This window comes from Streptomyces sp. NRRL F-4489, assembly GCF_001509485.1.
GTDB lineage: Bacteria > Actinomycetota > Actinomycetes > Streptomycetales > Streptomycetaceae > Streptomyces.
This window is the reverse complement of record NZ_LLZI01000237.1, coordinates 25,003-49,458: the sequence shown is the minus strand read 5'-3', so window position 1 is coordinate 49,458 and position 24,456 is coordinate 25,003. Positions and strand designations below refer to the sequence as shown.

21 protein-coding genes are annotated in these 24,456 nt (G+C 72.4%); 2 read left to right on the top strand and 19 right to left on the bottom strand.

The window, feature by feature from the left end; all coding sequences use genetic code 11:
* Nucleotides 1–56: 56 nt before the first annotated feature.
* Together ADL22_RS22025 and ADL22_RS22020 are read right to left on the bottom strand one after the other, a co-directional pair.
* Complete coding sequence (locus ADL22_RS22025) at nt 57–1,481, bottom strand: MFS transporter (protein WP_066982404.1); 1,425 nt, start codon at nt 1,479–1,481, stop codon at nt 57–59.
* Between the two features lie 13 nt (nt 1,482–1,494).
* Entirely contained in the window at nt 1,495–2,037 is a 543-nt protein-coding gene (locus tag ADL22_RS22020; protein WP_066982401.1) for a cupin domain-containing protein, read from the bottom strand.
* 415 nt (nt 2,038–2,452) lie between these two features.
* Here ADL22_RS22020 and ADL22_RS22015 point away from each other — a divergent pair, with 415 nt between their 5' ends.
* Entirely contained in the window at nt 2,453–4,099 is a 1,647-nt protein-coding gene (locus ADL22_RS22015) for a DUF885 domain-containing protein (protein WP_066982398.1), read from the top strand.
* A 274-nt stretch (nt 4,100–4,373) separates the two neighbouring features.
* Nucleotides 4,374–5,438 carry a helix-turn-helix domain-containing protein gene (locus ADL22_RS22010; RefSeq protein ID WP_107116361.1) on the top strand — a complete coding sequence of 355 codons (1,065 nt, stop codon included), beginning with the start codon at nt 4,374–4,376 and terminating at the stop codon, nt 5,436–5,438.
* A gap of 12 nt (nt 5,439–5,450) precedes the next feature.
* On the opposite strand, the gene ADL22_RS22005 is transcribed toward ADL22_RS22010, so the two are convergent.
* From ADL22_RS22005 to ADL22_RS21925, 17 genes are all read right to left on the bottom strand, one after another.
* Entirely contained in the window at nt 5,451–6,755 is a 1,305-nt protein-coding gene (locus ADL22_RS22005) for an MFS transporter (protein ID WP_066982395.1), read from the bottom strand.
* The gene (locus ADL22_RS22000; RefSeq protein ID WP_066982392.1) at nt 6,752–8,224 is read right to left on the bottom strand and encodes an amino acid permease; all 1,473 of its coding nucleotides are present in this window, start codon (nt 8,222–8,224) and stop codon (nt 6,752–6,754) included. Before ADL22_RS22000 ends, ADL22_RS22005 begins: the two co-directional genes overlap by 4 nt.
* Nucleotides 8,221–9,408 (bottom strand): aminotransferase class I/II-fold pyridoxal phosphate-dependent enzyme, encoded by a 1,188-nt coding sequence (locus ADL22_RS21995; protein WP_066982389.1) that lies wholly within the window; start codon nt 9,406–9,408, stop codon nt 8,221–8,223. Before ADL22_RS21995 ends, ADL22_RS22000 begins: the two co-directional genes overlap by 4 nt.
* 3 nt (nt 9,409–9,411) lie before the next feature.
* Nucleotides 9,412–10,242, bottom strand: a complete 831-nt coding sequence (locus tag ADL22_RS21990; protein ID WP_066982386.1) for a 2,3,4,5-tetrahydropyridine-2,6-dicarboxylate N-succinyltransferase — start codon at nt 10,240–10,242, stop codon at nt 9,412–9,414.
* Complete coding sequence (locus tag ADL22_RS21985) at nt 10,235–11,530, bottom strand: diaminopimelate decarboxylase (protein ID WP_066982383.1); 1,296 nt, start codon at nt 11,528–11,530, stop codon at nt 10,235–10,237. Before ADL22_RS21985 ends, ADL22_RS21990 begins: the two co-directional genes overlap by 8 nt.
* 64 nt (nt 11,531–11,594) lie before the next feature.
* On the bottom strand, nt 11,595–12,290 hold the full coding sequence (locus ADL22_RS21980) for a class I SAM-dependent methyltransferase (RefSeq protein ID WP_066982380.1): 696 nt from the start codon (nt 12,288–12,290) through the stop codon (nt 11,595–11,597).
* Between the two features lie 18 nt (nt 12,291–12,308).
* Entirely contained in the window at nt 12,309–13,688 is a 1,380-nt protein-coding gene (locus tag ADL22_RS21975; protein WP_066982377.1) for a hypothetical protein, read from the bottom strand.
* A 90-nt stretch (nt 13,689–13,778) separates the two neighbouring features.
* Nucleotides 13,779–15,389 (bottom strand): GMC family oxidoreductase, encoded by a 1,611-nt coding sequence (locus tag ADL22_RS21970; RefSeq protein WP_066982374.1) that lies wholly within the window; start codon nt 15,387–15,389, stop codon nt 13,779–13,781.
* Nucleotides 15,386–16,246 (bottom strand): TauD/TfdA dioxygenase family protein, encoded by an 861-nt coding sequence (locus ADL22_RS21965; RefSeq protein WP_066982371.1) that lies wholly within the window; start codon nt 16,244–16,246, stop codon nt 15,386–15,388. Before ADL22_RS21965 ends, ADL22_RS21970 begins: the two co-directional genes overlap by 4 nt.
* 48 nt (nt 16,247–16,294) lie before the next feature.
* Entirely contained in the window at nt 16,295–18,136 is a 1,842-nt protein-coding gene (gene asnB, locus ADL22_RS21960) for an asparagine synthase (glutamine-hydrolyzing) (RefSeq protein ID WP_066982368.1), read from the bottom strand.
* Nucleotides 18,137–18,431: 295 nt separating this feature from the next.
* A complete protein-coding gene (locus ADL22_RS21955; RefSeq protein WP_079064330.1) occupies nt 18,432–19,748 on the bottom strand; it encodes a cation:proton antiporter in 1,317 nt (438 codons plus the stop codon).
* Nucleotides 19,745–20,704: a hypothetical protein gene (locus ADL22_RS21950; protein ID WP_066982365.1), complete on the bottom strand. Its 960-nt coding sequence runs from the start codon at nt 20,702–20,704 to the stop codon at nt 19,745–19,747. Before ADL22_RS21950 ends, ADL22_RS21955 begins: the two co-directional genes overlap by 4 nt.
* Nucleotides 20,705–20,751: 47 nt before the next feature.
* Nucleotides 20,752–21,207 carry a GNAT family N-acetyltransferase gene (locus tag ADL22_RS21945; RefSeq protein WP_066982361.1) on the bottom strand — a complete coding sequence of 152 codons (456 nt, stop codon included), beginning with the start codon at nt 21,205–21,207 and terminating at the stop codon, nt 20,752–20,754.
* Between the two features lie 43 nt (nt 21,208–21,250).
* Nucleotides 21,251–22,177: a 3-oxoacyl-[acyl-carrier-protein] synthase III C-terminal domain-containing protein gene (locus ADL22_RS21940; protein ID WP_066982358.1), complete on the bottom strand. Its 927-nt coding sequence runs from the start codon at nt 22,175–22,177 to the stop codon at nt 21,251–21,253.
* A gap of 93 nt (nt 22,178–22,270) precedes the next feature.
* A complete protein-coding gene (locus tag ADL22_RS21935) occupies nt 22,271–22,552 on the bottom strand; it encodes a hypothetical protein (RefSeq protein WP_066982355.1) in 282 nt (93 codons plus the stop codon).
* 35 nt (nt 22,553–22,587) lie between these two features.
* Nucleotides 22,588–23,493 (bottom strand): chlorinating enzyme, encoded by a 906-nt coding sequence (locus ADL22_RS21930; protein WP_159048703.1) that lies wholly within the window; start codon nt 23,491–23,493, stop codon nt 22,588–22,590.
* Between the two features lie 19 nt (nt 23,494–23,512).
* Nucleotides 23,513–24,454, bottom strand: a complete 942-nt coding sequence (locus tag ADL22_RS21925; protein ID WP_066982353.1) for an amidohydrolase family protein — start codon at nt 24,452–24,454, stop codon at nt 23,513–23,515.
* Nucleotides 24,455–24,456 lie beyond the last annotated feature (2 nt).

The window sequence follows — 24,456 nt, the reverse complement described above, 5'->3', positions numbered from 1 at the left end:
GGACGAGTCGGGGCGGGAGGCGGGTCGGGGCGCGAGTCGAGGGGCGAGGCGGGGCGCTAGTCGAGGGGCGAAGCGGGGCGCGAGGCGGGGGGCGAGTCGAGAAGCGAGCTGGGCGGCGAGTCGCGGAGCGAATCGGGAGGTGAGCTGGGCGGCGAGGCGGGGCGCGAGGCGGGCGGTGAGCTGGGCGGCGAGGTGGGGCGCGAGCCGGGGGACGAATCGGAGGACGAGTCGCGGGGCGAGATGCCCGGTGAGTTGGAGGGCGAAGTGCCCGTTGGGTTGGGGGTTTCGTGGCGGGCGCAGAGGAGGGTCAGGAGGCCGGGGACGGCGGCCAGGGCGGACATGGTGAGGATCGTGGCGGTGTAGTTGCCGGAGTCGAGGAGGGGGCCGGCGATCAGGGAGCCGATGGGGAGGGCGCTGAGCATCAGGGTGCGCATCAGGGTCATGGTGCGGCCGCGGAGTTCCTCGGGGGTGTGGGCGTACCGCACGGTCTGCGAGGAGACGGTGACCATGGCGTCGGGCAGACCGTAGATCGCCTGGCCGAGGAGGACCAGGGCCGGGTGGGCGCCCAGCAGCAGCAACAGGCCGCCGCCCGCGAGGAGTTGGAGGAGGCCGATGCGGAGCATGGGGCGGGCGGCGGGCCGGAGGGCGCCGGCGATGACCGAGCCGGTGAGCTGCGCGCCGGCCAGCACGCCCGCCAGGGCGCCGAGCATGGTGGCGCCGCCGGGCAGCCGTTCGTGCGCCAGCCAGGGCTGGGCGACGGTGAGCATGCCCAGGGAGATGTTGAAGAGGGTGAAGGTGACGGTGATGACCAGCATCACCCGGTCGCGGCGGAGGAAGGAGACGACGGGCACCCAGGAGGTGCGGCGGGCGGCGGCCTCGCCGGGGGTGGGCGCGGGCCGGCCCAGGCGGGCCTTCATGCTCAGGACGGCCAGGGCGAACGCGACGTAGCTGGCGGCGTCCACGGCCAGCACCCCGTTCGCGCCGATGAGCGGCACCAGCGCGCCGCCGACCATGGGGCCGAGGAGGCCGGCGGCGCCGGTGGCGATCGCTTCGAGGGCGATGCCGGTGCCGAGGTGGCGGGCCGGGACGAGGTCGGGGATGACGGTGGGGATGATGCCGATGGGCAGGATCTTGAGCAGGCCGTAGACGGCGGCCACGGCGTACAGGTGCCACAGGGCGAGGTGTCCGAGGGCGGCGAGCAGCGGGATGCAGCCCATCACCGCGGCGCGGACGACGCTGTCGGCGACCAGCAGCAGGCGCCGGGAGAACCGGTCGACGATCTTTCCGGCGAGCAGGCCGCCGATGATGACCGGGGCGAAGTAGCAGGCGCCCAGGATCGTCAGGCTGCCCGCGCCGCCGGTGGTCACCGCGAGCCAGGACATCGCGATCCAGCTGGCGCCGTCGCCGATCAGGCTGACCACCGCGCCCAGCCACAGTTTCCGGTAGTCGGCGATGCGCAGCACCGCGAGGTAGGTCTTCACCGTGCGTTCCCCGTCAGGCGTCGCGGGCGGCGCCGATGCCGACGAAGCACATCAGTGCCGGGGTGTCGCCGCGGTTGTGCCAGGTGTGGCGGGTGCCCTGCTGGACGACGCAGGTGCCGGGGGTGAGCCGGACCTCGGCGCCGTCGTCGAGTTCGAGGTGGAGTTCGCCCTCCAGGCAGATGGCGTAGTCGAGGGTGTCGGTGGTGTGCATGCCGGAGCCGCCGGGTTCGAGGACGTCGGCGAGGCCGGGGAGTTTTTCGGCCATTTCGTCCGCGAGCCGGGCGGGGTCGCCGGCGGGTTCGGGGGTGCGGGACTCGGGGGCATAGCGCGCCAGGAGGAATCGGGTGCCGCCGAGGCCGGCGAAGAAAGGCAGGATCTTTGGCTCGGTTGGCTTATTACCGACGGTGGGGTGTCCGTCGTCGGTGCCCCACAGGAGATAGAACTCCGAGCCGGGAATGGCGCCGGCGGTAATCGGTTCGACGGGTCCGTCGCTGAGCACCACGGAAGTGTCGTCGGGACGACGGCCGGTGACCACGAGGCGGGGTTGAATCGTCATCCGTTTTTGCTCCAGGTGCTGTGGGGGCGGAAAAGGACAGCGCGCGCGGGGTGGTGCGGAGTGGTCCGGGCGGAGTGGCGGCCGGGGTCAAGTGCCTGGCCAGCGGGGTGGTCCGGCCGCCGGGGACGGATGTGAACCGGCCGTCGCGGCGGCTCGCGGTGGGCGCGTTCGGCCCGCCGCAAAAGGCGCCGGGCGGCACTGCCATAGGGCCGGTGAATACCTTACGCGCCGTCAAATCCCGGGTAAGCAAGGGATTTCCCGGGCCAGGGCTTTCCCAGGCTATGGGTCCGCGCTCGGCGGTCACAAGGTGGCGTACGTCACAGGAAAGCGGGCGGGAGGAATAGGGAAAGTAAAAGGAGGCGGCGATCAGCCGGAAGGTGATCACAGCAGGTCGGCGGGCGGTTACGGTACCCCCATGACCGCTCTGGATGATCTCGCAGCGTCCTATTCCGGGGAATTCGCCCGCCTGGACCCGTGTCAGGCCGCGATGATGGGCATCGCCGGGGAGGAGGCGGCGCTGACCGACTACGGGCCCGGCGGCTGGGCGGCCCGGGCCGGTCTGGCCCGCCGCACCCTGGCCGCGCTGGCCGGCGTCCCGGTGGACGGTGAGCGGGACCGGATCGCGGCGCGGGTGCTGCGGGAGCGGCTGGAGGTGGAGCTGGCGCTCGACGGCGCGGGGATCCCCGACGCGGACGTCAACGTCGTGGACGGGCCGCTGCAGCGCCTCCGCCAGGCCGTGGAACTCCTCGACCAGGGCGAGCGGACCCGCTGGCCGGACGTGACCGCCCGGCTGCGCGGTATCCCGGCGGCGCTGGCGGGCCACCGGGAGAGCCTGGCCGCGGCCCGCCGGGAGGGCAGGGTCGCCGCGCGCCGGCAGATAGCGGGCACCGCCGGGCAGTGCGCGGAAACCGCCCGGTATTTCGGCGAGTTGGCGGGCCGCTGCCCGGACGGCGCGCCGCGGCGGGAGGCGGAGCGGGCGGCGCGGGACGCCGGGGCGGCGCTCACCGCGTTCGCCGCCTTCCTCACCGGCGAGCTGCTGCCGTACGCGCCGGAGCGGGACGCCGTCGGCCGGGACCGGTACGCGCTTGAGGTCCGCCGGCACCTGGGCGCTGAGCTGGATCTGGCCGAAACCTATGCCTGGGGCTGGGAGGAACTGGCCCGGATCGAGCGGGAGATGGCCCAGCTGGCCGGGGAGATCCTGCCGGGCGAGCCGCTGCCCGCGGTGTTCGCCGCCCTCGACGCCGACCCCGCGCACCAGGTCCGCGGCGCCGAGGCGTTCCGCCGCCACCTCCAGGAGCTGGCCGACCGGGCGGTGGACGAGCTGGACGGGACGCACTTCGACATTCCGCCCGCGCTGCGCCGGATCGAGTGCCGGATCCCGCCGACCGGCGCGGGCGGGATCTACTACCTCGCGCCGACCGAGGACCTCTCGCGGCCCGGCCAGGTGTGGTGGACGGTGCCAGGACCGGACGCGGTGATCCCCACCTGGACGGTGCCGGCGACGATGTACCACGAGGGGGTTCCGGGCCACCATCTCCAGCTGGGCGGGACGGTGCTGAATCCGGCGCTGACGCGTTTCCAGCGGGTGGCGTCGGAGCTGCACGTCGGGCACGCCGAGGGCTGGGGCCTGTACGCCGAGCGGCTGATGGCCGAGCTGGGGTACTTCCGGCATCCGGCGCACCGGCTCGGGGCGCTGGCGTCCGGGCAGCAGTTGCGCGCCGCGCGGGTGGTGCTGGACATCGGCCTGCACCTGGAGCTGGAGATCCCGCGCGGCACCGGTTTCCACGAGGGCGAGCGCTGGACCCGGGAGCTGGGCCGGGAGTTCCTGGGCAGCCGGGTGCCCGAGGGCGGCGCGTATCTGGATTTCGAGATCGACCGGTATCTGGGGCTGCCGGGCCAGGCGCTGGCCTACAAGGTGGGCGAGCGGGTGTGGCTGGAGGGCCGCCGGGCGCAGCGGCGCGCCAAGGGGGCGGCGTTCGATCCGAAGGCGTTCCACCGGGACGCGCTGGCGCTGGGGCCGATGGGGCTGGATCTGCTCGCCGCGGAGCTGGCGCGGCTCTGAGTGGTGCTGTGCGCGGTGGTGCGCACGTGCCAGACTCGTCCGAAAGCCGCCCATTGTCCGCGGGTCGGGGCGCCACCATGGTTCCCGGAGGAGCCTGGATCGCCGGCGCTCCGCCCGTTTCCGCGCCGCCCCCACAAGGTCGTGGGCCCGCGGCCGCCTCCCCGCCCCCAAGGTCGTGGTCGGGATCCCGTTACCGGATTTGCTCCCCGACGCCGGCCACCGCGTCGTGGCGTCCTGCGGCATCGCTGTGCCAGGAGGTGCATCAGAAATGGTCATGATCCCTGAATTCCAGCTCGGGCGGCGGTACGCCGGTCCGCCATCGGTTCCCGGACACGAGCCCGCCGGCCCGGTGGAGCAGTGCCCGGCCGCCGGTCAGGAGACGCTGGAGCGGGTCTACGAGTACGTGGTGGCCCAGCCCGTGGGCCGGGAGCTGGACGGTGAGGCGGCCGCGGGGCTGCTCGGGCTGACGGCCGCGGAGTTCGGGGCGGCGGTGGAGCAGTTGACGGCCTGGGGGCTGCTGCGTACCGGGCCCGGTCGGGAGCTGATACCGGTCTCGCCCGATGTCACGGTGAGCCGGCTGCTGGGTCCGCTGGAGCGGGAGATCCGGGCCCGGCGGCTGCAGATCGAGGAGCAGCGGCGGCGGCTGATGGCGTTCCTGCCGCTCTTCGAGGCCGGGCGGTCGGCGCGGCGCGGCGGGCACCAGGTCGAGTTGCTGTCGACCCTGGATGAGGTGCGGGCGGTGATCGCCGAGCTGGTCGAGCAGAGCACCACCGAGATCCTGACGGCGCAGCCGGGCGGCGGGCGCCGGGAGGACGTCCTGGAGGAGGCGGCGCCCCGGGACATCGCCACGCTCCGCAAGGGCGTCGAGATGCGGATCCTGTACCAGCACACCGCGCGCTACAGCCGGGGCACGTCCTCGTACGTGGAGCAGGTGACGCGGCTGGGGGCGCAGGTGCGGACGCTGGACGACCAGTTCATGCGGCTGCTGGTGTTCGACCGGCAGGCGGCGCTGATCCCGGTGCCGGACAATCCCAACGCGGCGGCGCTGGTGCGGGATCCGCATGTGGTGGCGTTCATGGTGGAGTCGTACGAGCGGCTGTGGCTGGCGGCCGATCCGCTGGTGGTCGACGCGGAGTCGCATGCGGAGATCACCGACGATCTGAAGGAGGCCATCGTGCGGCTGCTGTCGGAGGGCATGACGGACGCGGCGGTGGCGCGGCGGCTGGGGATGTCGGTGCGGACCTGCCGCCGCCATGTGGCCGAGATCATGGCGGCGCTGGACGCGGAGAGCCGGTTTCAGGCCGGTTATCTGCTGGCGTTGCAGCAGCAGGCGCCGTGAGGTCATGGCCGGTCACCGTTCCAGGGGGCGGTGGGCGGTCTCGGGCAGGCGCAGGAAGACCAGGGCGGACAGTCCGCAGAGCGCGGCGACGTACCAGGGGAAGGCGTCCGGGAGGCGCAGGTGTGCCATGAGGGTGCCGACGTAGGGGGCGGTGCCGCCGAAGAGGGCGACGGTGAGGGAGTAGGGGAAGCCGATGCCCGCGGCGCGGACCCGGGCGGGGAAGATCTCGGCGTTGACCGCGGCGGCGATGGCGGTGTAGCCGGTGAGCAGCAGCAGGCCGGCGCTCTGGACGAGCAGGAGGGAGGTGAACGACCCGGTGAGCAGCTTCAGCAGCGGGACGCAGAGCAGGGCGGAGCCGGCCGCGAAGCCGAGCAGCAGCGGGCGGCGGCCGATCCGGTCCGACAGCAGCCCGGCCAGGGGTTGGACGAGGGCGAAGAGCAGCAGGGAGAGGGTGCCGGCGAGCAGCGAAGTGCCCTGGGGCGTACCGGCGTTGAGGTGGGCGTAGGTGGGGAGGTAGGAGGTCCAGGTGTAGAAGGCGACGGTGCCGCCCATGGTGATGCCGCAGATCAGCAGGGATTGCCTGGGGTGGTCGCGGAGGGCGTCGAGGAGGCGGGGGCGGGTCTGCCGGTGCGGGGCGCCGGGGGGTTCGGCGACGCCGCGGCGGATCCACAGTCCGACGAGGGCGAGCAGGGCGCCCAGGAGGAACGGCAGGCGCCAGCCCCAGGTGTGCATCGCGCGGTCGTCCAGGCAGGTCACGAGGAGGGCGGCGGTGCCGGAGGCCAGGAGCTGACCGGCGGTGGCGGCGAGGTAGTGGAAGCTGGCGAACAGGCCGCGCCGGCCGGGCCCGGCGGATTCGACGAGGAAGGTCGTACTGGCGGTGAACTCGCCGCCGGCGGAGAGCCCTTGGACGAGCCGGGCGAGGGTCAGCACGGCGGGTCCGAGGAGCCCGGCGGTGGCGTAGCCGGGGGTGAGGGCCATGGCCAGGCTGCTGCCGCCCATCAGGAGGATGGCGGTGGTAAGGGCGGTGCGGCGGCCGTGCCGGTCGGCGAGGGCGCCGAGCAGCAGGCCGCCGACCGGGCGCATGAAGAAGCCGGCGGCGAAGACGGCGAACAGCGACAGCAGCGGGACGAGGGGGTCGCCGGCCGCGGCGGGGAAGACGTCGGCGGCGACGTACACCGCGAGGAAGGTGGAGAGGTGCCAGTCGTACCACTCCACGATGTTGCCGATGGCGGCCGCGGCCAGGGCCCGGCGGCGGCCGGCGGGGGTGCCGGGGGGTGCCGCGGCCTCGGTGGCGGTGGTGGCGGAAGGCCGGGTCACGGGGTGTCCCTTCGGTGCCGGACGGGCGGCGTGGCAGGGCCGGTGAGCCGGCGGCGGACAAGGAACCAGCCGGCGGTGAGCGCGGCGGCCAGGACGGGGGCGGCGAGGACGGTCGCGCGGCCGGTGCCGGGGTCCTGCCACATCAGGACGGCGATGCCGAGGAGGAAGGCGAGCGTGGCGTAGTCGGTGAACGGTGCCAGCGGCAGCCGGAACGCCGGCCGGACCGCCCGCCCGGCCCTCGCCCGGCGCAGGAACGCCAGATGGCACAGGACGATGGCACTCCACATGCCCAGGGCGGTGAGCGCGGAGAGGTTCAGCACGATCTCGAACGCCCGCTCCGGAACGAGGTAGTTGAGGCCGACGCCGGCCGCGCAGACCGCCGAGATCAGCAGCACGCCGCCGTAGGGCACGCCGTGGCGGCTCATCCGGGCGGTGAAGCGCGGTGCCGAACCGGCCAGGGCCATCGAGCGCAGGATCCGCCCGGTGGAGTACAGGCCGGAGTTGAGGCTGGAGAGCGCGGCGGTCAGCACGACGAGGTTCATGGCGTCGCCGGCCATCGGCACGCCGATCCGGGCCAGGACGGTCACGAACGGGCTCTGCCCGGCGCCGTAGCGGTCCCAGGGCAGGAGCAGGGCGAGCAGCAGCACCGACCCGGCGTAGAAGACGGCGATGCGCCAGGTGAGGGCGGTGGCGGCGCGCGGGACGACGGCGCGCGGGGCGGCGGTCTCCCCCGCGGTGACGCCGACGAGTTCGATACCGGCGTAGGCGAAGACGACGCCTTGCAGGACGAGGACGACGGGCAGCGGGCCGTGCGGGAACAGGCCGCCGTGGCCGGTGAGGACGCCGAGGCCGGGCGGTTCGCCGGCCACCGGGTGCCGGGTCGCCAGGAGGATCAGGCCGAGTGCCATGAAGGCGGTGAGCGCGGCGACCTTGACGAAGGCGAACCAGAATTCCAGCTCGCCGAAGACCCGGACCGAGAAGAGGTTCAGGGCGAGCACGACGGCGAGCGCGAGGAGGGCCAGGACCCATTGCGGGACGGTGGTGAAGCGGCTCCAGTAGCGGCTGTAGAGGGCGGCGGCGGTGATGTCGGCGACGCCGCCGGTGGACCAGTTCAGGAAGTACAGCCAGCCGGCGGTGTAGGCGCCCTTCTCGCCGAGGAATTCCCGGGCGTAGGAGACGAACGAGCCGGTGGTGGGCCGGTGCAGGATGAGTTCGGCCAGGGCCCGTACGACGCACCAGGCGAAGCCGCCGGCGAGCGCGTAGGCGAGGAACAGCGCGGGTCCGGCGGTCGCCAGCCGCCCGCCGGTGCCGAGGAACAGGCCGGTGCCGAGGGTGCTGCCGAGCGCCATCATGGTGAGGTGGCGGGGCTTGAGGGTTTGGCGGTAGCCGGTGTCCTCGGGGTGCGGTGGCGGGCCGGCGGGGGGCGCGCCGCCGGGTGCCGGTGCGGTGGCCGGCCGGTCGGGGTTCACGGGCGGGCCCGGGCGGGGGTGAGGGCGTCGCGGAGCCGGCCGAGGGCCTGCCGCATGACGGGCCGGTCGTGGACCAGGGCGATGCGGAGGTGGCCCGCGCCGGGGTTGCCGCCGCCGGGTTCGTCGGCGGCGAGGTAGCGGCCGGGCATGGCGGTCAGGGCGTGGTCGCGCCACAGTCGGCGGGCGGTGGTCTCGTCGTCGCCGGCCGGCAGCCAGAGGAAGAAGCCGGCGTCCGGGCGGCGGTAGCCGGGGACGCCGGCGAGGAGGGTGTCGGCGGTGTCCCAGTTGGCGGCCAGGGCGCGCCGGGCGCGGTCGACGTGGGTGTCGTCGGACCACAGGGCGGCGGCGAGGTCGCAGAGGGGCAGCGGGGTGGAGACGCCGCAGAGGTGGTTGTAGCGGGCGTAGTCGGCGACGGTCGCCGCGTCGCCGGCGGCGAATCCGCTGCGCAGGCCGGGGGCTTGGGACCGCTTGGAGAGGCTGTGCAGGACGAGGAACGGGCCGGGCGCTGCGGCGCCGGTCCCGTACAGCGAGAGGTAGCCGGGCGGCGGGGGCCCGGACGACAGGTCGGTGTAGCACTCGTCGACGAGGAGCAGGGCGCCGGCGGCCGCGGCGGCTTCGGCGGTGGCGGTGAGGGCGGCGGCGGGCAGGATCTCGCCGCGCGGGTTGCCGGGGTTGCAGACGATGACCGCGGCGGCCCGCCCGCCCGCCGCGGCGAGGGCGGCGGTGAGCGGGCCGGGGTCGGCGGGGTCGTCGAGGGTGTAGAAGACCGGGCGGGCACCGGCCTCCTCGGTGGCGGCGAGGTAGGTGGGGTAGAAGGGATTGGGCAGGACGACGGCCGGGGTGCCCGGGCCGCGGTGGCGGCGGACGGCCTGGGCCAGGGCGACCGCGAGGGCCTGCTTGGTGCCGGGGGTCGGTTCGACCGCCAGGGTGCCGTCGGCGAGGGCGCGCCGGACGCCGAAGCGGCGGGCCAGCCAGCCCTGGTAGGCGGCGCGCAGGGCGGGGGTGCCGCCGGGGCGGGGGTAGCGGGTCCAGCCGTCCGGGTCGGCGAGCGGGGCGGTGTCGGCGGCCAGGGTGCCCAGGCGGGATTCCCCGAGGTGCAGGTCGACGGGGTCCAGGCCGGGGGGCGCCGGGACGTCCTGGAGCAGCTGGCGCAGGCGGGCGAAGGCGCTGCGGGCGGGCGGCACGGGTCAGTCCCGGACGAGGTCGTTCAGCGCGGTCTTGCCGCGGGTCCGGTCGTCGGCGTATTTGACGATCACCGCGGCGTAGAGGGAGAGGCCGGGCCGGCGGGGGTCGGTGCGGCTGCCGGCGACCACCACCGCGTTCTCCGGCACCTCGCCGTAGGTGACCTCGCCGGTGGCGCGGTCCACGATCGGGGTGGAGCGGCCGAGGAAGACGCCCATGCCCAGGACCGCGCCGCGGCGGACGCGGACGCCCTCGGCGACCTCGCTGCGCGCGCCGAGGAAGACCTCGTCCTCGATGATCACGGGGTCGTCGCCGATGGGCTCCAGGACGCCGCCGATGCCGGCGCCGCCGGAGATGTGGCAGCGTTCGCCGATCTGCGCGCAGGAGCCGACCGTCGCCCAGGTGTCGATCATGGTGCCGGCGCCGATGTACGCGCCGACGTTGACGAACGAAGGCATCAGGACGGCGCCGGGCGCCACGTGGGCGCCGTGCCGGACGACCGCGCCGGGGACGACCCGGACCCGGGCCTTCTCGAAGTCCGGTTCCCGCCAGTCCTCGAACTTCAGCGGCACCTTGTCGTAGCTCGCGGGCTGTCCGGCGCCGGTCTGCGCGGGGGCGTTCCGGTGGGTGCGGAAGGAGAGCAGGATGAGCTTCTTGACGTAGGTGTCCACCACCCAGTCGCCGGCCTCGGGGCGGGCGGCGCGCAGGTCGCCGCGGTCCAGGGCGGCCAGGCCCGCGTCGATGTGGGGAGCGGCGGCGCGCAGGTCCGCCTCGGTCAACTCGGCGCGGCGCTCGTAGAGTTCGTCGATCAGCGCCCGGTTCTGGCCACTAGTCACCGTGGGTTGCCTGCTTTCTGTGCGGGGCGCGGGCGGACGCCGCGACGGGGAGCGGTTCGGGCTGCCAGCGGGCGGTCGCGAGGTAGTCGGCGAACGTCTCGGCGCGCCGGATCTCCTCGATGCCGCCGTCGGCGGTCAGCAGCAGTTCGGCCGGCCGGAGGCGGCCGTTGTAGGTGAAGCCCATGGCGTGGCCGTGGGCGCCGGTGTCGTGGACGAGGAGGATGTCGCCCTCGCGCGGCTCGGGCAGGGTCCGGTCGATGGCGAATTTGTCCATGTTCTCGCAGAGCGAGCCGACCACGTCGAAGGTGCCTTCCGGGCGGCCGGCGGCGAACGGCAGGCTGATGTGGTGGTACGCGCCGTAGAAGCCGGGGCGCATCAGCGCGGACATCGAGGCGTCCACACCGGCGATCTCGCGGCCCTTGCGGGCACGGTTGACGACCCGGGTGACCAGGACGCCGTGCGGGCCGGTGACGTACCGCCCGCACTCCATGAGGATGCGGGGGGCCGGGCCGCGGGGGAAGCTGCGGCGGCGGGCGGCGAGGACAGCATTGGCGAACGCCTGGAAGTCCAGGGGGGTTTCGCCGGGCTGGTAGGGGATGCCCAGGCCGCCGCCGATGTTGACGTAGTCGAGGGTGATACCGGCCTCGGCGGCGACCCGGGCGCCCAGTTCGATCACGTCCACGGCGGCCCGCGCGGCCCGGTTCCCGTCCAGTTCGTTGGCGCAGATCATGCCGTGGATGCCGAAGCGGGTGGCGCCGCGGCGCCGGGCCGCGCGGTAGGCGTCGGCCAGTTCGCCGGCGGGCACGCCGAACTTGGTGTGCGCGGCGTCGCCCATCAGGGCCGAGCCGGCGGCCAGGCCGTGCGGGGAGACCCGGAAGGCGACGGTTTCCGGGAGCGGATCGGCCCGGTCGAAGATCGTCCGGTCGTCGAAGGTGATCAGCGCGCCGGCCTTGAGCGCCAGGTCGTATTCGGCGGGCGCGGTGTTGTTGGAGGTGAACACCACGTCGTCGCCGCGCGCGCCGAGCCGGCCGGCCAGTTCCAGCTCGACGGGCGAGGCGCAGTCCAGGCCGCTGCCCTCGGCGAGCAGCAGCTCCAGGACGGCGGGGGTGGGCAGGGCCTTGACCGCGAAGTGCTGCCGGAACGGCTCGTCGCCGAAGGCCGCGGTCATCGCGCGGTGGGTGGCGGTGATGCCGTGGGCGTCGTAGATGTGGAACGGCGTGCCGTAGCCGGCCACGAGCTCGTCGAGCACCGGCAGCAGCCGTCGCGCGAACCCCTCTGAGATGGGCACGTCTCCCCCTTACTGCCCCTCGGTGGGCGGGTGGGTGCGGTCGGTCGCGGTGGCGGCGGGGCCGTTACGGGACGCGGGCGACGCAGATGGTGCGGTTGCGCATCCCGCTGAGCGGGCGCAGGTAGGGGAAGTAGTAGCTCTCCACGGGGTGGAAGCCGTGGGCGGTGAGCTGGTCCTGGAGGTAGTCCTTGGCGATGAACCAGAAGTCCTCGACCTTCTCGTGGGGCGCGTAGGCCAGCGCGGGGTCGCGCGGGGCGTCGTTGGAGAACACCAGGTGGGTGCCGGAGGCCAGTTCCAGGGCGGCGAGTTTGCCGAGCGCGGGCTTGATCTCCTGCTGGGCGTCGAAGAGGTGGCCGAGGAAGCCGTCGGCGTAGATCGCCTCGGCGCCGGCGACGTCGGCGGGGCGCAGGGTGAAGTAGTCGGCGGTGCCGGCGTCCACGCCCTTCTGGCGGGCGAGCCGGACGGCTTCCTCGTTGTAGTCGATGGCGCGCACCGAGCGGTTGAGGTCGGCGAGGACGCCTTCGACGGCGGCGTTGCCGCAGCCGAGGGAGAAGACGGTGGAGCCGTCGGTGGTGAGGGAGAGCAGCTTGAGCGCCATGTGGGAGCGGTATTCGGGGACGTAGGTGGAGGGCGTGATGGAGTCGTTGAAGGCTCCGCCCTTCTCCCAGATGGCGTAGATGCTGGCGGCTTCCTCACCGACCCGGCGCTCGGCGGTGTAGTACTCCCGTACCCGGTCGAGGTTCTGCGTGGTCTGCATCATCGGGTGGTGCCTCCTTGGTCAGAGCGCGGCGGGGCGGTGGAGGTGTTCCTGGGTGTATTCGACGGACGCGAACGGGGTGGTGCGCAGCGCGTCGATCAGGGGGGCGAGCGGCTCGGGGGTGGCCGGGCCGAACGCCTGGTGCAGGGCGGTCGCGGGGGCGGCGGTGCCGGCGAGCAGCGAGTCGGCCAGGACCCGCGCCAGGGAGCGCAGACCGGCCAGGACGGTCTGGGAGTCGGCGGTGAGGCGGGGCCCGGCGGGCCCGCTGTCGAGGCCGAGGGCGCCCAGCTGCACGAAGTACGACAGCTGGAGGAACATCCCGTCGCTGTCGGGGAAGTGGCCGAGGCCGCGGTCGGTGTAGCGCAGGCACTCCGCCAGGTAGTAGGCGATGACGTCGGCCGGGTCGAGGCCGAGGGGCTCCGCCCAGACGTCGGCGAGGGTGAGGATGCCGAAGACGTCGGCGGCGGTCTCCTGGAGGACGACCGAGGCCCAGCGGTCGGCGGCGTTGAGCTCCTTGAAGTCGTTGCCCGGGCGGTGCACGAAGTGCCCGAGTTCGTGGCTGAGGACGCCGAGCAGCGGAATGGCCGCGAAGCGCGGATCGGCCGGGTCGAAGGCGCGGTCGCCGGCGAGGTACGCGGCGGCCAGCGGCGCGGAGACGGTGTCCAGCAGCGCGCGGTGGGTGTTGCGGAAGTAGTAGGTCTTCTTGAACGGCGAGTGCTTGACGCCCTCGTCCTCGGGGAGGAAGTAGGCGATGTGCTTGGGGTGGAGGTTGCCCTCGCCGGCCATGAAGAACAGCCGGGCGGCGCCGAAGGCCGGCAGATCGCCGAGGCGGAGGGCGGGGTGCAGGCCGCGGAGGTAGGCGGTGACGTCGCCGGCGCGGTCCAGGGCGCGGTCCACGAGGTCCTGGCCGGCCCGGTCGGCGCGGCAGGCGAAGGCCGTCGGCAGGCCCTTGACCTCCTTGCCGTACCAGGTGGAGAGCTGGCCGGCGACGACGGTGAACTCCTCCTTCAGCGCGGCGAGTTCCTTGAGGATCGCGTCGTCGTAGCCGTGCTCGACGGCGTTGGCGCGCAGTTCCAGGGCGCGGCGGTCGGCGTCGCCGGGCAGGTGGGCGGCGAGGGCGCGCAGGGCCTCGGCGGTGGGCCGGGGTTCGTTGAAGCGCCGGCGGGCGGGGACGCCGTGGTCCTTGACCCGCTGCCACTCCGCCTCGATGGCGGAGGTGAGGGCGGCCAGGCCGCGGCGGAAGCCGTCGCCGAGGTCGGGGGTGGCGCCGGCGAGGTCCAGGCAGGAGACGCGGTAGTGGCCGGCGGGCGGCCAGAAGGCGCCGCGGTGGGTGCGGTACGTGCCTGCGTTGCCGAGATTGACGTGGTAGTCGAATCGGTCGGCCGTGAGCGTGTGCGTCATATGGGGGTCCGTTCCGACAGACGTGTCCGAGGTACGGGAGGGAGGGGTGATCCACGGTCAACTCGCCGCTGCGCGGCGGTAGTTGGTGGCTTACGCGCGGTCGCTGTTCCGGTGGTCCTCCAGGACCATCGCCGCGCCTTTCTCGCCGATCATCATGCTGGCGGCGTTGGTGTTGCCGGAGACGATGACCGGCATGACGGAGGCGTCGATGACCCGCAGTCCGTGCACCCCGCGCACCCGCAGGCGGGCGTCGACCACGGCCATCGGGTCGTCGCCCATCCGGCAGGTGCCGACCGGGTGGTAGGAGGTGTCGCCGTGGGCGCGGGCGTAGGCGAGCAGCTCGTCGTCGGTCCGGACGTCGGCGCCGGGCACCAGCTCGGCGGCGCGGTACGGGTCGAAGGCGGGCTGCTCGACGATGCGGCGGGCCAGGCGCATCCCCGCGACCAGGCGGGTGCGGTCGCCCTCGGCGTCGAGGAAGCGCGGGCGGATGGCGGGGGCGGTGAGCGGGTCGCGGGAGCGGATGTGGATGCTGCCGCGGGATTCCGGGCGCAGCGGGTAGACGCCGAGGGTCATGCCGGGGGCGGTGTCCAGGCGGCGGCTGGCGCCCTCGCCGTAGCTGGCCGGGGCGAAGTGGAACTGGATGTCGGGGCGCTCTTCGGCGTCGGAGGTGCGGACGAAGCCGAAGCCGAGGGCGATGGGGAGGCTGAGCAGGCCGTGCCGGGTGCGGGCGTAGCGGACGACCTCGCGGAGCAGGCCGAGGCCGCGGGAGCGCTCGTTGAAGGTGATGGGCTGCCGCACCCGCCAGCGCAGCCGGGCGGCGTAGTGGTCCTGGAAGTTCTCGCCGACGCCGGGGAGGTGGTGGACGACGGGGACGCCGGCGCCGGTGAGCACGTCGGCGGAGCCGATGCCGGAGAGCTCCAGGAGCTGGGGTGACTGGATCGCGCCGGCGCTGACGATGACCTCGCGGCGGCAGTCGGCGCGGTGTTCGGTGCCGTTGTGGCGGAACGTGACACCGGTGCAGCGGGTGCCGTCGAAGCGGAGGGTGCCGACGTGGGCGTCGGTGACGAGGGTGAGGTTGGGGCGGCGGCGGGCGTCCTTGAGGTAGGTGCGGCCGGCCGAGGAGCGGCGCCCGTCCTCGTGGTTGACCTGGTAGTAGCCGAAGCCTTCCTGGTCGCCGGAGTTGTAGTCGCGGTTCTCCGGGTAGCCGGCCTTGCCGGCGGCGGTCAGGAACGTATCGCACAGCGCGTCGCGGTCGCGGGGCGGGCCGACCGCGATGGGGCCGGTGCGGCCGCGGGTCTCGCCGCCGATGCCGGGGGCGCGTTCCATGCTCTTGAAGTAGGGCAGGACGCCGTCCCAGGACCAGCCGGGGTTGCCCAGGCGCGCCCAGTCGTCGTAGTCCTCGCGCTGGCCGCGGACGAAGATCATGCCGTTGATGGCGTTGGAGCCGCCGAGCAGCCGGCCGCGCGGGATGGCGAGGCTGCGGCCCTCCAGGGTGGGGTCGGCGTCGGTCCGGAAGCACCAGTCGTAGGCGGGGTTGCCCATCAGGACGGTCTCGGCGGCGGGGATGGTCAGCAACGGGCTGCGGCGTTCCCGGCCGGACTCCAGCAGCAGCACGCTGATGGCGGGGTTCTCGGTGAGCCGGCCGGCCAGGACGGAGCCCGCGGCGCCGGAGCCGACGATGATGTAGTCGTGGGTCCTCATGAGCGGGCGGCTCCCGCGGTGGCCTGGGCGGCGGAGAGCGTGGTGCGGTGCATCAGCCGCCGGTGGGCGACGTGGTCGTAGTAGGTGGCGCGGTGCATGGCGCTGCGGTTGTCCCAGAGGATGATGTCGCCGGGCTGCCAGCGGTGGCGGTAGGTGAAGCGCGGCTGGACCGCGAACTCCTGGAGGAACGTGATCAGCGGGGCGCTCTCCTCGGGCGGCATGCCCTCGATGCGCCAGGGGACGTTGCCGCCGGCGTAGAGCGCCTTGCGGCCGCTGACCTCGTGGACGCGGACGAGCGGCTGGGTCACGTCCGGCCACTCGGCGATCTCCTGGGCGGTCGGGGCCGGCCGGTCGGGGTAGTTGTAGGGCCGCGACTGGACCCGGCTGATGATGACCTTCAGGTCCTCGATGCGGTCCTTGACGCGCTGCGGCAGGGCCTCGTACGCGGCGATCATGTTGCCGAACCACGTGTCGCCGCCGACCGGGGGGACTTCCAGCGCGTAGAGCATGGAGCCGATGGGCGGGTGGGTGAGGTAGTGGCCGTCGCTGTGCCAGACCCGGCCGCTGTAGGCGGAGCCGATCGGCTTCCCGTCCCGGGTGAGGTTGGACAGGATGAGGATCTCAGGGTGGTCGGTGTGGTTGAACTGCGAGCGGGTGTAGGTGTAGACCTCGCCGAACCGCCGGGTGAAGGCGATGTGCTGCTCCGGGGTCATCCGCTGGCCGCGGAAGAGCAGGATGGTGGTGTCGGTCCAGGCCCGGACGATGCGCTCGAAGTCCCGGTCGGGGATGTCGCCGGTGACGTCGATACCGCGGACTTCCGTGCCGATGCCGTCGGTGAGGGGAACGAGTTCCAGCATGAGGGGCTCCCTTGAGCTGCCAACAGTGCGTCAGGTGAGCGGCGCCGGTCAGGCGAGCGCCACCCGGTATTCCGCGATCCAGTGGTGCATCTCGACGAGCTGGATGAGCAGGGCCGCCTGATTGGATCCACCCGGGAGGTCGCCGCTGACCTCCTGGGCCTCGATCCGCCGGATCAGCTCGTTCAGGCGCGGGGTGTCGAAGAGCGCGGCGAGCGGGGAGGCGGGGTCGTTGGCGATCCAGGTGGCCTCGCGGATCAGGCCCTGGTCGTACCGCGGGTTCTGGACGTGCGGGTAGGCGCTCTTGCGGCGGTTGACGGTGGCGGCCGGCAGCAGGTCGCCCATGGCGGCCTTGAGCAGGCCCTTGACGCCGCCGTGCGATTTGAGCGCCCAGGGGACGTTCCAGACGTACTCGACCAGGCGGTGGTCGCAGAACGGCACCCGGACGTCCAGGCCGAGGGCCATGCTCATCCGCTCCTTGCGGTCCAGGATCACCGCGAGCGGGCCGGACAGGCCGAGGTAGAAGATCTCCCGCATCCGGGCGTTGACCGGGTCCTCGCCGTCGAGGCGGGGGACGTGGGTGAGCAGTTCGGCGTAGCGGGCCCGTTCGTCCTCGCGCGGGTCGATGGCGGCGGTCAGCTCGGGCGAGAGGTGGTCGGAGAGCTTGGGGCCCTGGCCGAGCCAGGGGAAGTGGTGGCGGCGGAGCACCTCGGGCTTGAAGAAGTACGGGTAGCCGCCGAAGACCTCGTCGGCCGCCTCGCCGGTCAGGGCGACCGCGCAGCTGCGGCGCATCTCCCGGAAGAGCAGGTACATCGACGCGTCGAACTGGCCCCAGCCGGGCAGGTCGCGGGCCCGGCGGGTGGCCGGGATGACGTCGAGGAGATCATGCACCGAGGCGGTCAGGGTGTGGTGGCGGGTGCCCATGTGGGCGGCGGCCTCGGCGGCGTAGGGGGCGTCGACGTCGGGCCGGAGTTCGGTGGCCACGAAGTGCGCGGGGTCGCTCTCGAACTGGACGCAGAAGGTGTCCAGGGCTGCGCCCGGGTCCCGTTCGCGCAGTGCTTGGACGGCCAGGGCCGCGACGGAGGTGGAGTCGACGCCGCCGGAGAGCATCGCGCCCACCGGGACGCCGGTGGCCAGTTGCCGGCCGACGGTGTCGGTGAGCAGTTCGCGGACGCGGGCGGCGGTGTCGTCGAACGAGTCCTCGTGCGGGCGGCTGGTGAGCCGCCAGTAGCGCTCCTGGGTGAGCCCGTCCTCGGAGAAGGTGAGCACGTGGGCGGGCCGGACCTCGTGCAGTCCGGCGAACGGGGTCTCACCGGGCAGGGCGAGCCGGGGCTGGAGGACCAGCGGGAGTTTCCGCACGTCCAGGCGGGCGGTGAAGCGGGGGTTGGCGAGGATGCCCTTGGGTTCGGAGGCGAAGAGCAGGCCGCCGGGGTAGGTGGTGTAGTAGAGCGGTTTGACGCCCATCCGGTCGCGGGCGAGGACGAGCCGGCGGGTGCGGCCGTCCCAGAGGGCGAGGGTGAACGCGCCGTGGAGCCGGGAGACGAAGGCGGTGCCCCACAACAGGTAGGCGTGGGCGAGGAGTTCGGCGGTGGCGCCGGTGCGCGGGGTGGTGCCGGCGGCCTCGAGGGCGCGGCGGAGTTCGGCGGCGTTGTCGATCTCGCCGGTGTGGGCGGCGGCGACGGTGCCGGCGGGGGTTTCCACGCGGACGGGTTCGGCCCGGTCGGGGCTGCCCGAGGTGCGCAGGGCCCGGTGGCCGAGCGCGGCGTGGCGGGATATCCAGACGTCCTTGCCGTCCGGGCCGCGGTGCTGCATCGTCTCGGTCATCGCGTGGACCACGGGGGCCTGTGCGCCCAGGTCCTGGCGGTAGTCGATCCAGCCCACCATGCCGCCCATGCGGTCACCTCCGAGGTGCTTGCTGTCGTTTCCGATTGGCTTGGTGCCGGGGTGCGGTGCGCCCGGGGGCGGACCGGCCGCCGGGCCGCCGCCCGGCTCGGTGCCGGGTGCGGGGTGGGGCGGGGACGGGCCGCGGGGGGAACGTGCGCCGCGTGCGGGGCCGTTCACGGCCCGTGTGCGGTGGTGTGGATCAGGTTGCCAGAACGGGCCGCGCACGGGTCGTTCCCGATGGAGCATCTAGTTGCCGTGCAGCTTGATGCCTGGCGGACGCATCGCGCATTTCGGGCATCGGTCGTCACCAGAGGGTTTCCCGGCCCGCGGGGGCGCCGGCCCGGTCCGCGCTCCCCCGGCCGGTGCGGGCCGCCGGCACCCGCGTCCGGTGGCCGTCGTCCGCGTCCGGCGCGGCGCTGTCCTCCGGTCTGGCGAAGCAGCGCAGCAGCGGCCCGGTCATCACGGTGGTGACCACGGCCATCAGGACCATCACCGCGTACAGCCGGCGGTCCAGCAGGCCGGACTCCAACCCGACGCCCAGTGCGATGAGTTCGGTCAGTCCGCGGGTGTTCATGAGGGTGGCCAGCAGGGCCGAGCGGCGGGCCGGCAGCCCCTGCGACCGGGCGCCGAGCCAGGTGCCGGCGAACTTGCCGGTGACCGCGACGGCCATGATGAGCGCGAAGTCCCACCAGCCGGCGGCGCCGATCTGCGCGAGGTCGACGTTGAGACCGGCGACGATGAAGTACACCGGCAGCAGCAGGGTGGTGGTGAACTGCGTGCGGTGCAGGAGTTCGGCGCGGAACCCGACGTCGTCCATCCGCGGCATGACCAGCCCGAAGAGGAACGCGCCGATCACGAAGTGCAGTCCCAGCGCCTGGGTCACCGCGGCGGAGACCAGCGCTCCGGTGAGCACGATCGCCAGGTTGCCGGCGGACATCATGCGGTCCGGGCCGCGCCGGCTCAGCAGCCGTTCCAGCAGCGGCCGGACGAGGGCGAACAGCGCGACCGCGTACGGGACGATCAGCAGCACCTGCCAGTGGCCGGGCCGGCCGCCGCCGGCGATGACCTGGACGGCGGCGAGCGCGGTCCAGGCGGCGAGGTCGCAGACGGCCGCCGAGGAGAGCGCGACGGTGCCCAGCCACGTCCCGCTCATCCGCCGTTCGGCCAGGATGCGGGCCAGGACGGGGAACGCGGTGACCGATACCGCGACCGCGACGAACAGCACGAACGCCGGGCGGCTGGCCGGGTGCCGGTCGCGCAGCAGGTGCAGCGCGAGCAGCGTGCCGAGGGCGAACGGGACGAGGGTGGAGCCGAGGACCGCGCCCGCCGCGATCCGCCCGCTCCCCCGGATCCGCCCGAAGTCGCATTCCAGCCCGACCGCGAACATGAACAGCACCAGGCCGAGGTTGGCCGGTACGCCGAGGTAGGGGCGGATGGCTTCCGGGAAGAGGGTGGCGGCGAGGGCGCCGTGGAACAGCGTCGGGCCGACCAGCAGCCCGCCGACGATCTCGCCGAGGACGGCCGGCTGGCCGAGTGCCTGGGCGATCCGGCCGGCGACCCGGGCGATCACCAGGATCAGGGCGATATCGGCCAGCAGCATCGCCACATCGAGTTCGGTCACCGCTCCCCCGGGCGCGCTCCGTAGAGGGTCCGCAGCGCGGCCACCAGCTTCCGTTCGGTCTCCTTCACCTCGCCGGCGGCGGTCCGCAGGCCGTTGGCGTCCACGGTGCCGGTCACCCTGCCGAGCAGCAGTTGGTTCTGCACGGCGGCGGCCCGGCCGGCCGCCCGGCCGGCCAGCTCCCCCGGCTCCGGGTCGGCGGCGGTGGCCTTGAGGTAGGCGCGGAGCAGTACGCGGGAGCCCTGGTAGAGCGCGAACGCGTCGTGGAGGGCGGCGATGGCCCGTTCCGGGGCGATCCACGGGGAGGCCAGCAGATCGCCGAGGCCGTCGAAGAGCCGGTAGCTGTCCTGGTGGGCGGCCAGCAGGGCGGAGAACGCCGCGCGGGTGCCGTGTTCGGCCTCGGTGACGTCGTAGGGCTGGCTGGTGAAGTGGCGGACGCGGCGCAGTTCACCGTGGTCGAATCCGGCGGCGATGACGGATTCGGGATAGCGGTAGGTGCACAGCAGACTCGCCGGATTATCGTCGATGACCGTCCACTCGCCGGTATCGGCATGGAATTCACGCAGGGTGAGGGTGTGGGTCAGGTGCGTGGTGCGGTATTCGGGGCAGTGCGGCCAGTAGTAGACATCGCCGACCATGATGGCGTAGCCGTCCCGGCGGACCGTTTCCAGGATCAGCGGGCGGGCCTCGGCGAAGGTCTCGAAGGCGGATTCCTGGCGGACGAAGCCGATCCGGGCCAGGTCCTCCGGCGCGAAGTAGCCGCTCTCGAAGTCGAATTTGGGCCGCTGCTGCCGGATGACCTGGTCGGCGATGGCGTCGGTGCTGATCAGGGCGCGGTGGAAGAGCTGGTGCAGATGCGGGGTGCGTTCGGCGAGCATGACCGAGGACTGCCGCTGGAAGCAGTTCAGGAAGAGCCGGCTGTACAGCTCCCGGTCGTAGGGGTAAACGGCGTCCTTCATGTGCTACGCCCTTTCCGGTAGTGCGGTACGGCGGTGCCGTGGGCCGGTCACAGGGTGCGCGTCATGAAGACGCTGTTGGGGTCCTCGCGGTAGTCGGCGAAGGGCGGGCAGTAGTCGAAGCCGAATTTCCGGTACAGGCCGCGGGCGGGCGCGAAGAAGTCGGTCGAGCCGGTTTCCAGGCTGAGCCGCTGGTATCCCATCCGCCGGGCCTCGGCGAGGATGTGCGCCAGCAGCCGCGAGGCGACACCGGACCGTTTGCGGGCGGGGTCGGTGCGCATCGATTTGATTTCGCCGTGGCCGGCGTCCAGGCGCTTGACCGCGCCGCAGCCGATGAGGGCGCCGTCGTCCCGTACGGACCAGAAGGTGACCTCGGGCCGCCGCAGTCCGTCGAGGTCGAGGGCGTGCTTGCTCTCCAGCGGGGTGATCTGCCGCATTTCCGTCACATGCGCTTCGAGGAACGCGGCGATCTCCGGTCCGGACAGGTCGTCGACAACGATGTGCATACCGCTAGCCTTCGTTCGGGTCGGTTACGTGGGTGCGGGCCGGTCAGACCCCGGCGAGCACGGCGCTCGCGGAGAAGCCGGGGGCCGAGGCGTGGGCGAGATAGGTCTCCCCCGGGCGCAGGCCGGTGCGCTGCCGGTAATCGGCGAGGTTGATCAGCCAGTCGGAATTCCCGCAGTGGCCGTAGGCGCGCAGGGTTTCGGTGAAGTGGAGTTTCTCCCGGTCGATTCCGGCGGCCATCGCGCTGAACTGCGTCACCGGCTGGTACAGGTTGGTGGGAAAGACCTTGGTGATGTCGCCGAGTTCCCGGCCGCTGTCGCGCAGGGCCTTGGTGAGGGCGGCGCGGGCCACCCGCTGCCGGGAGACGAAGGAGTCCTCGCCGATCAGGCCCGCGGGGTCGGTGCGGGCGGCGGAGCCGAGCAGCCGTACCTCGCCGGGGCGCTCGCGGCTGAGCAGGCAGCTCGCCACCGCGTCGCTGAACAGGGCGAACGAGCGGACCCGGGCGCGGTCGTCGGGGGTGGCGTCCAGGGAGACCACGGCGACGTCGGTGGTCTCCGGGTCGGTGAAGAGCTGCCGGCCGTGGGCGAGCGCGGCCAGCGAACTGCAGCACTGCCGGCCGGAGATCAGCACCGGGACGCTCTCGGTCAGGCCGGTGGCGGTGAGGACCTCGACCACGAAATCGCCGCCGAGGGTGCGCAGCACCGCGTCGCTGGCCGCGAAAAGGACGTGGCCGACCGCGCCGGGCGGGACGTCGTGTTCCCGCAGGGTCTGCCGGAGCGCCGCGGCGGCGTATGCCGCGACCGGTTTCGTCATCGTCCGGAAGGTGCCGCAGCCCATCGCGCCGAAATCGGTGTCCGGGGATTCCGCCCGCCACAGCGCCTCGAAATCCGGGATGTCGTCGGGGGTACGTTCCCGGTCGCCGAAGACGCGGGCGAACGAGCCGATGGTGACGCGGTCCTGTGCGGAAGTCATGCGGTCCTCGCGGAAAAGGGTGGCCGGGCGTGGTGGGGGCGGGCGGGCCCGGCGGTCGCGGTCCGGGGGACGCGGACCGCCGGGCCGGGGGTACTAAGCGGAGGCCGCGGTGCGGCTTTCCCGGTCGATCTCCCGGAAGACCGAGAGGATGCCCTCGACGTCGTTGAGCCGGGAGACCCATTCCGGCTTGAGCGCCACCGTTCCGCCGGTGTGCTCCTTGAGGTAATTCACCAGGATCAGGATCATGTTGAGCGAGCTGATGCCGAGTTCTTCCCGGGTCTTGGCCCGGGTGAGGTCGTCGTACGTCACCTCGGCGGCCGCCGGCTGGGTGGCCAGGAAGTCGGCGACCTTCCGCAGCTCCGCGTTCTCCGGCACGGGGGACTCCTGTTCTTCTCGACGGGCGGCGCTCATCACGGACCGACCTTCTTGAACGGGAAGCCGTTGAGGTTCTTCTCGTGGAGGCGGTTGTGGCCGTAGCGGTCCTCGCCGGAGACCAGCACGCTGCCGTGGTAGTCGAGGCTGATGGTGTCGCCGAACTCGCTCAGCTGGTCCACGTTTTCGTAGACCTTGACCGAGGGCGAGACATAGCGGGAGGCGTATCCCAGCCGCGTGGTGTCGCTGACGTTGGGCAGCGAGCCGTGGATGCACTTGGCGAGGAAGATGACGAACTGGCCGGGCTTCATCTCCATGTCGAAGACGTCTTCCTGGCTCGGGTCCCAGTCCTTGTCGAGCTTCAGCTCGGAGTAGTCGTAGCCGAAGAAGTCGTGCGATTTGCTCTCGACGTTCCGGGTGAGCGACTTGCTCTCGTCGTAGTACCACTTCTTGTGGCTGCCGGGGATGAAGCGCAGGCAGCCGTTCTCCTTGGCGGCCGGGGAGAACGCGGTCCACACCGTGAGTTCCTGGGTGAGGTACTGGCTTTCCTCGGTGTACTTCAGGGAGGGGGTGGAGGTGGTGGTGGTCTCGCCGACGACGAAGGTCTCGACCTGGTGCCAGCCGGTGCCGGTGGCGCCCGGCTCCTTCTGGAAGATATTGCTCTTCCAGCACAGGATGTCGTCGCCGATGAGGCTGCGGAGCTTGTGCACGATCTCCGGGCGGCTGATGTGCGCGGAGAGGGTGTTGCAGTCCAGGTGGCGGTCGTAGTTGATGATGGTGGAGTCGTGCGGCTTGTTCTCGGACGTGACCATTTCGATCATGGCCTGATTCCAGAGCAGCGGTGCCTCGTCCGACGGGTAGAGGTCGAACGGCCCGACGAAGCCGTTCTGCTTGAAGGACTCCACCTGCTCGTCGGTCAGTCCCAAGGACGTGTTCTCGGTCACTTGTCGTTCCCTTCTGCGGTCAGCGCTCGGACGACTTGAGTGTGTTCTTTCCCAGCAGCCGTTCCGCGTTCTTGTGGAAGAACAGCGCACGGTCCGCCTCGGACATGGTCTCGGGGAACGCGCCTTCTTTGGTGAGCTTTTCCACCAGGTCGGTCTGGCGTCCCTGGAGGCGGAACACCGGCCAGTCCGTACCGAACAGGATCTTGTGGTTGATGCCACGGCGGAACAGGGTGTTCAGCGCGGCGGTTCCGGCCGCCTCGTAACCGCTCACATCGATATAGATATTGGGCCGGTTGTTGCACAACATGGCGCACTCGTCCGGATAGTGCACACTGCCGTGCGCCAGGACGAAATCGACGCCGGGGAAGTCCTTGGCGGCCTTGTCGACGAAGATCGGCTGGGCGATCTCGAAATCCAGCACCGGGGACGTGGCGCCGATGTGCGACAGCACCGGGAGTCCGTACTGGGAGCAGATCTCGTAGTACGGGTAGAGCTGGTCGTCGGAGAGTTTGTAGCCGCACGGCGGGTAGAGCTTCATCCCGTCGAAGCGGTACTCCACGATCGCCTTCTCGAAGAGGGCGATACCGTCCTTGCCCCACCTGGGGTCCACGCCCACCAGGACCCGGAAGCGGCCGGGGTGCCGGTCCACGACCGCTTTGTGGTGGTCGATGATCTCGGCGATGGTGTGGGTGCTGTCCTTCAGGGCGTAGGTGAAGTCGGGCACCAGCAGGACGGATTCCTTGATGCCGGCCTCGTCCATCTGCTTGACCAGTTCGTCGCAGAGCGGATCGTTGAGCGTCCCGGCGTGCATCTTGGCGACCTTGTCCTTGGTCACCGGCAGGCCCTGGCTCGCCAGCGCCACGGTCATATTGTCGACCACGCCGCTCTGGAAGGACCGGGGGAAACACATTTCGGAGGCGATATGGCAGTGGAAGTCGATGATTTCCGGCGCACTGGTCATCT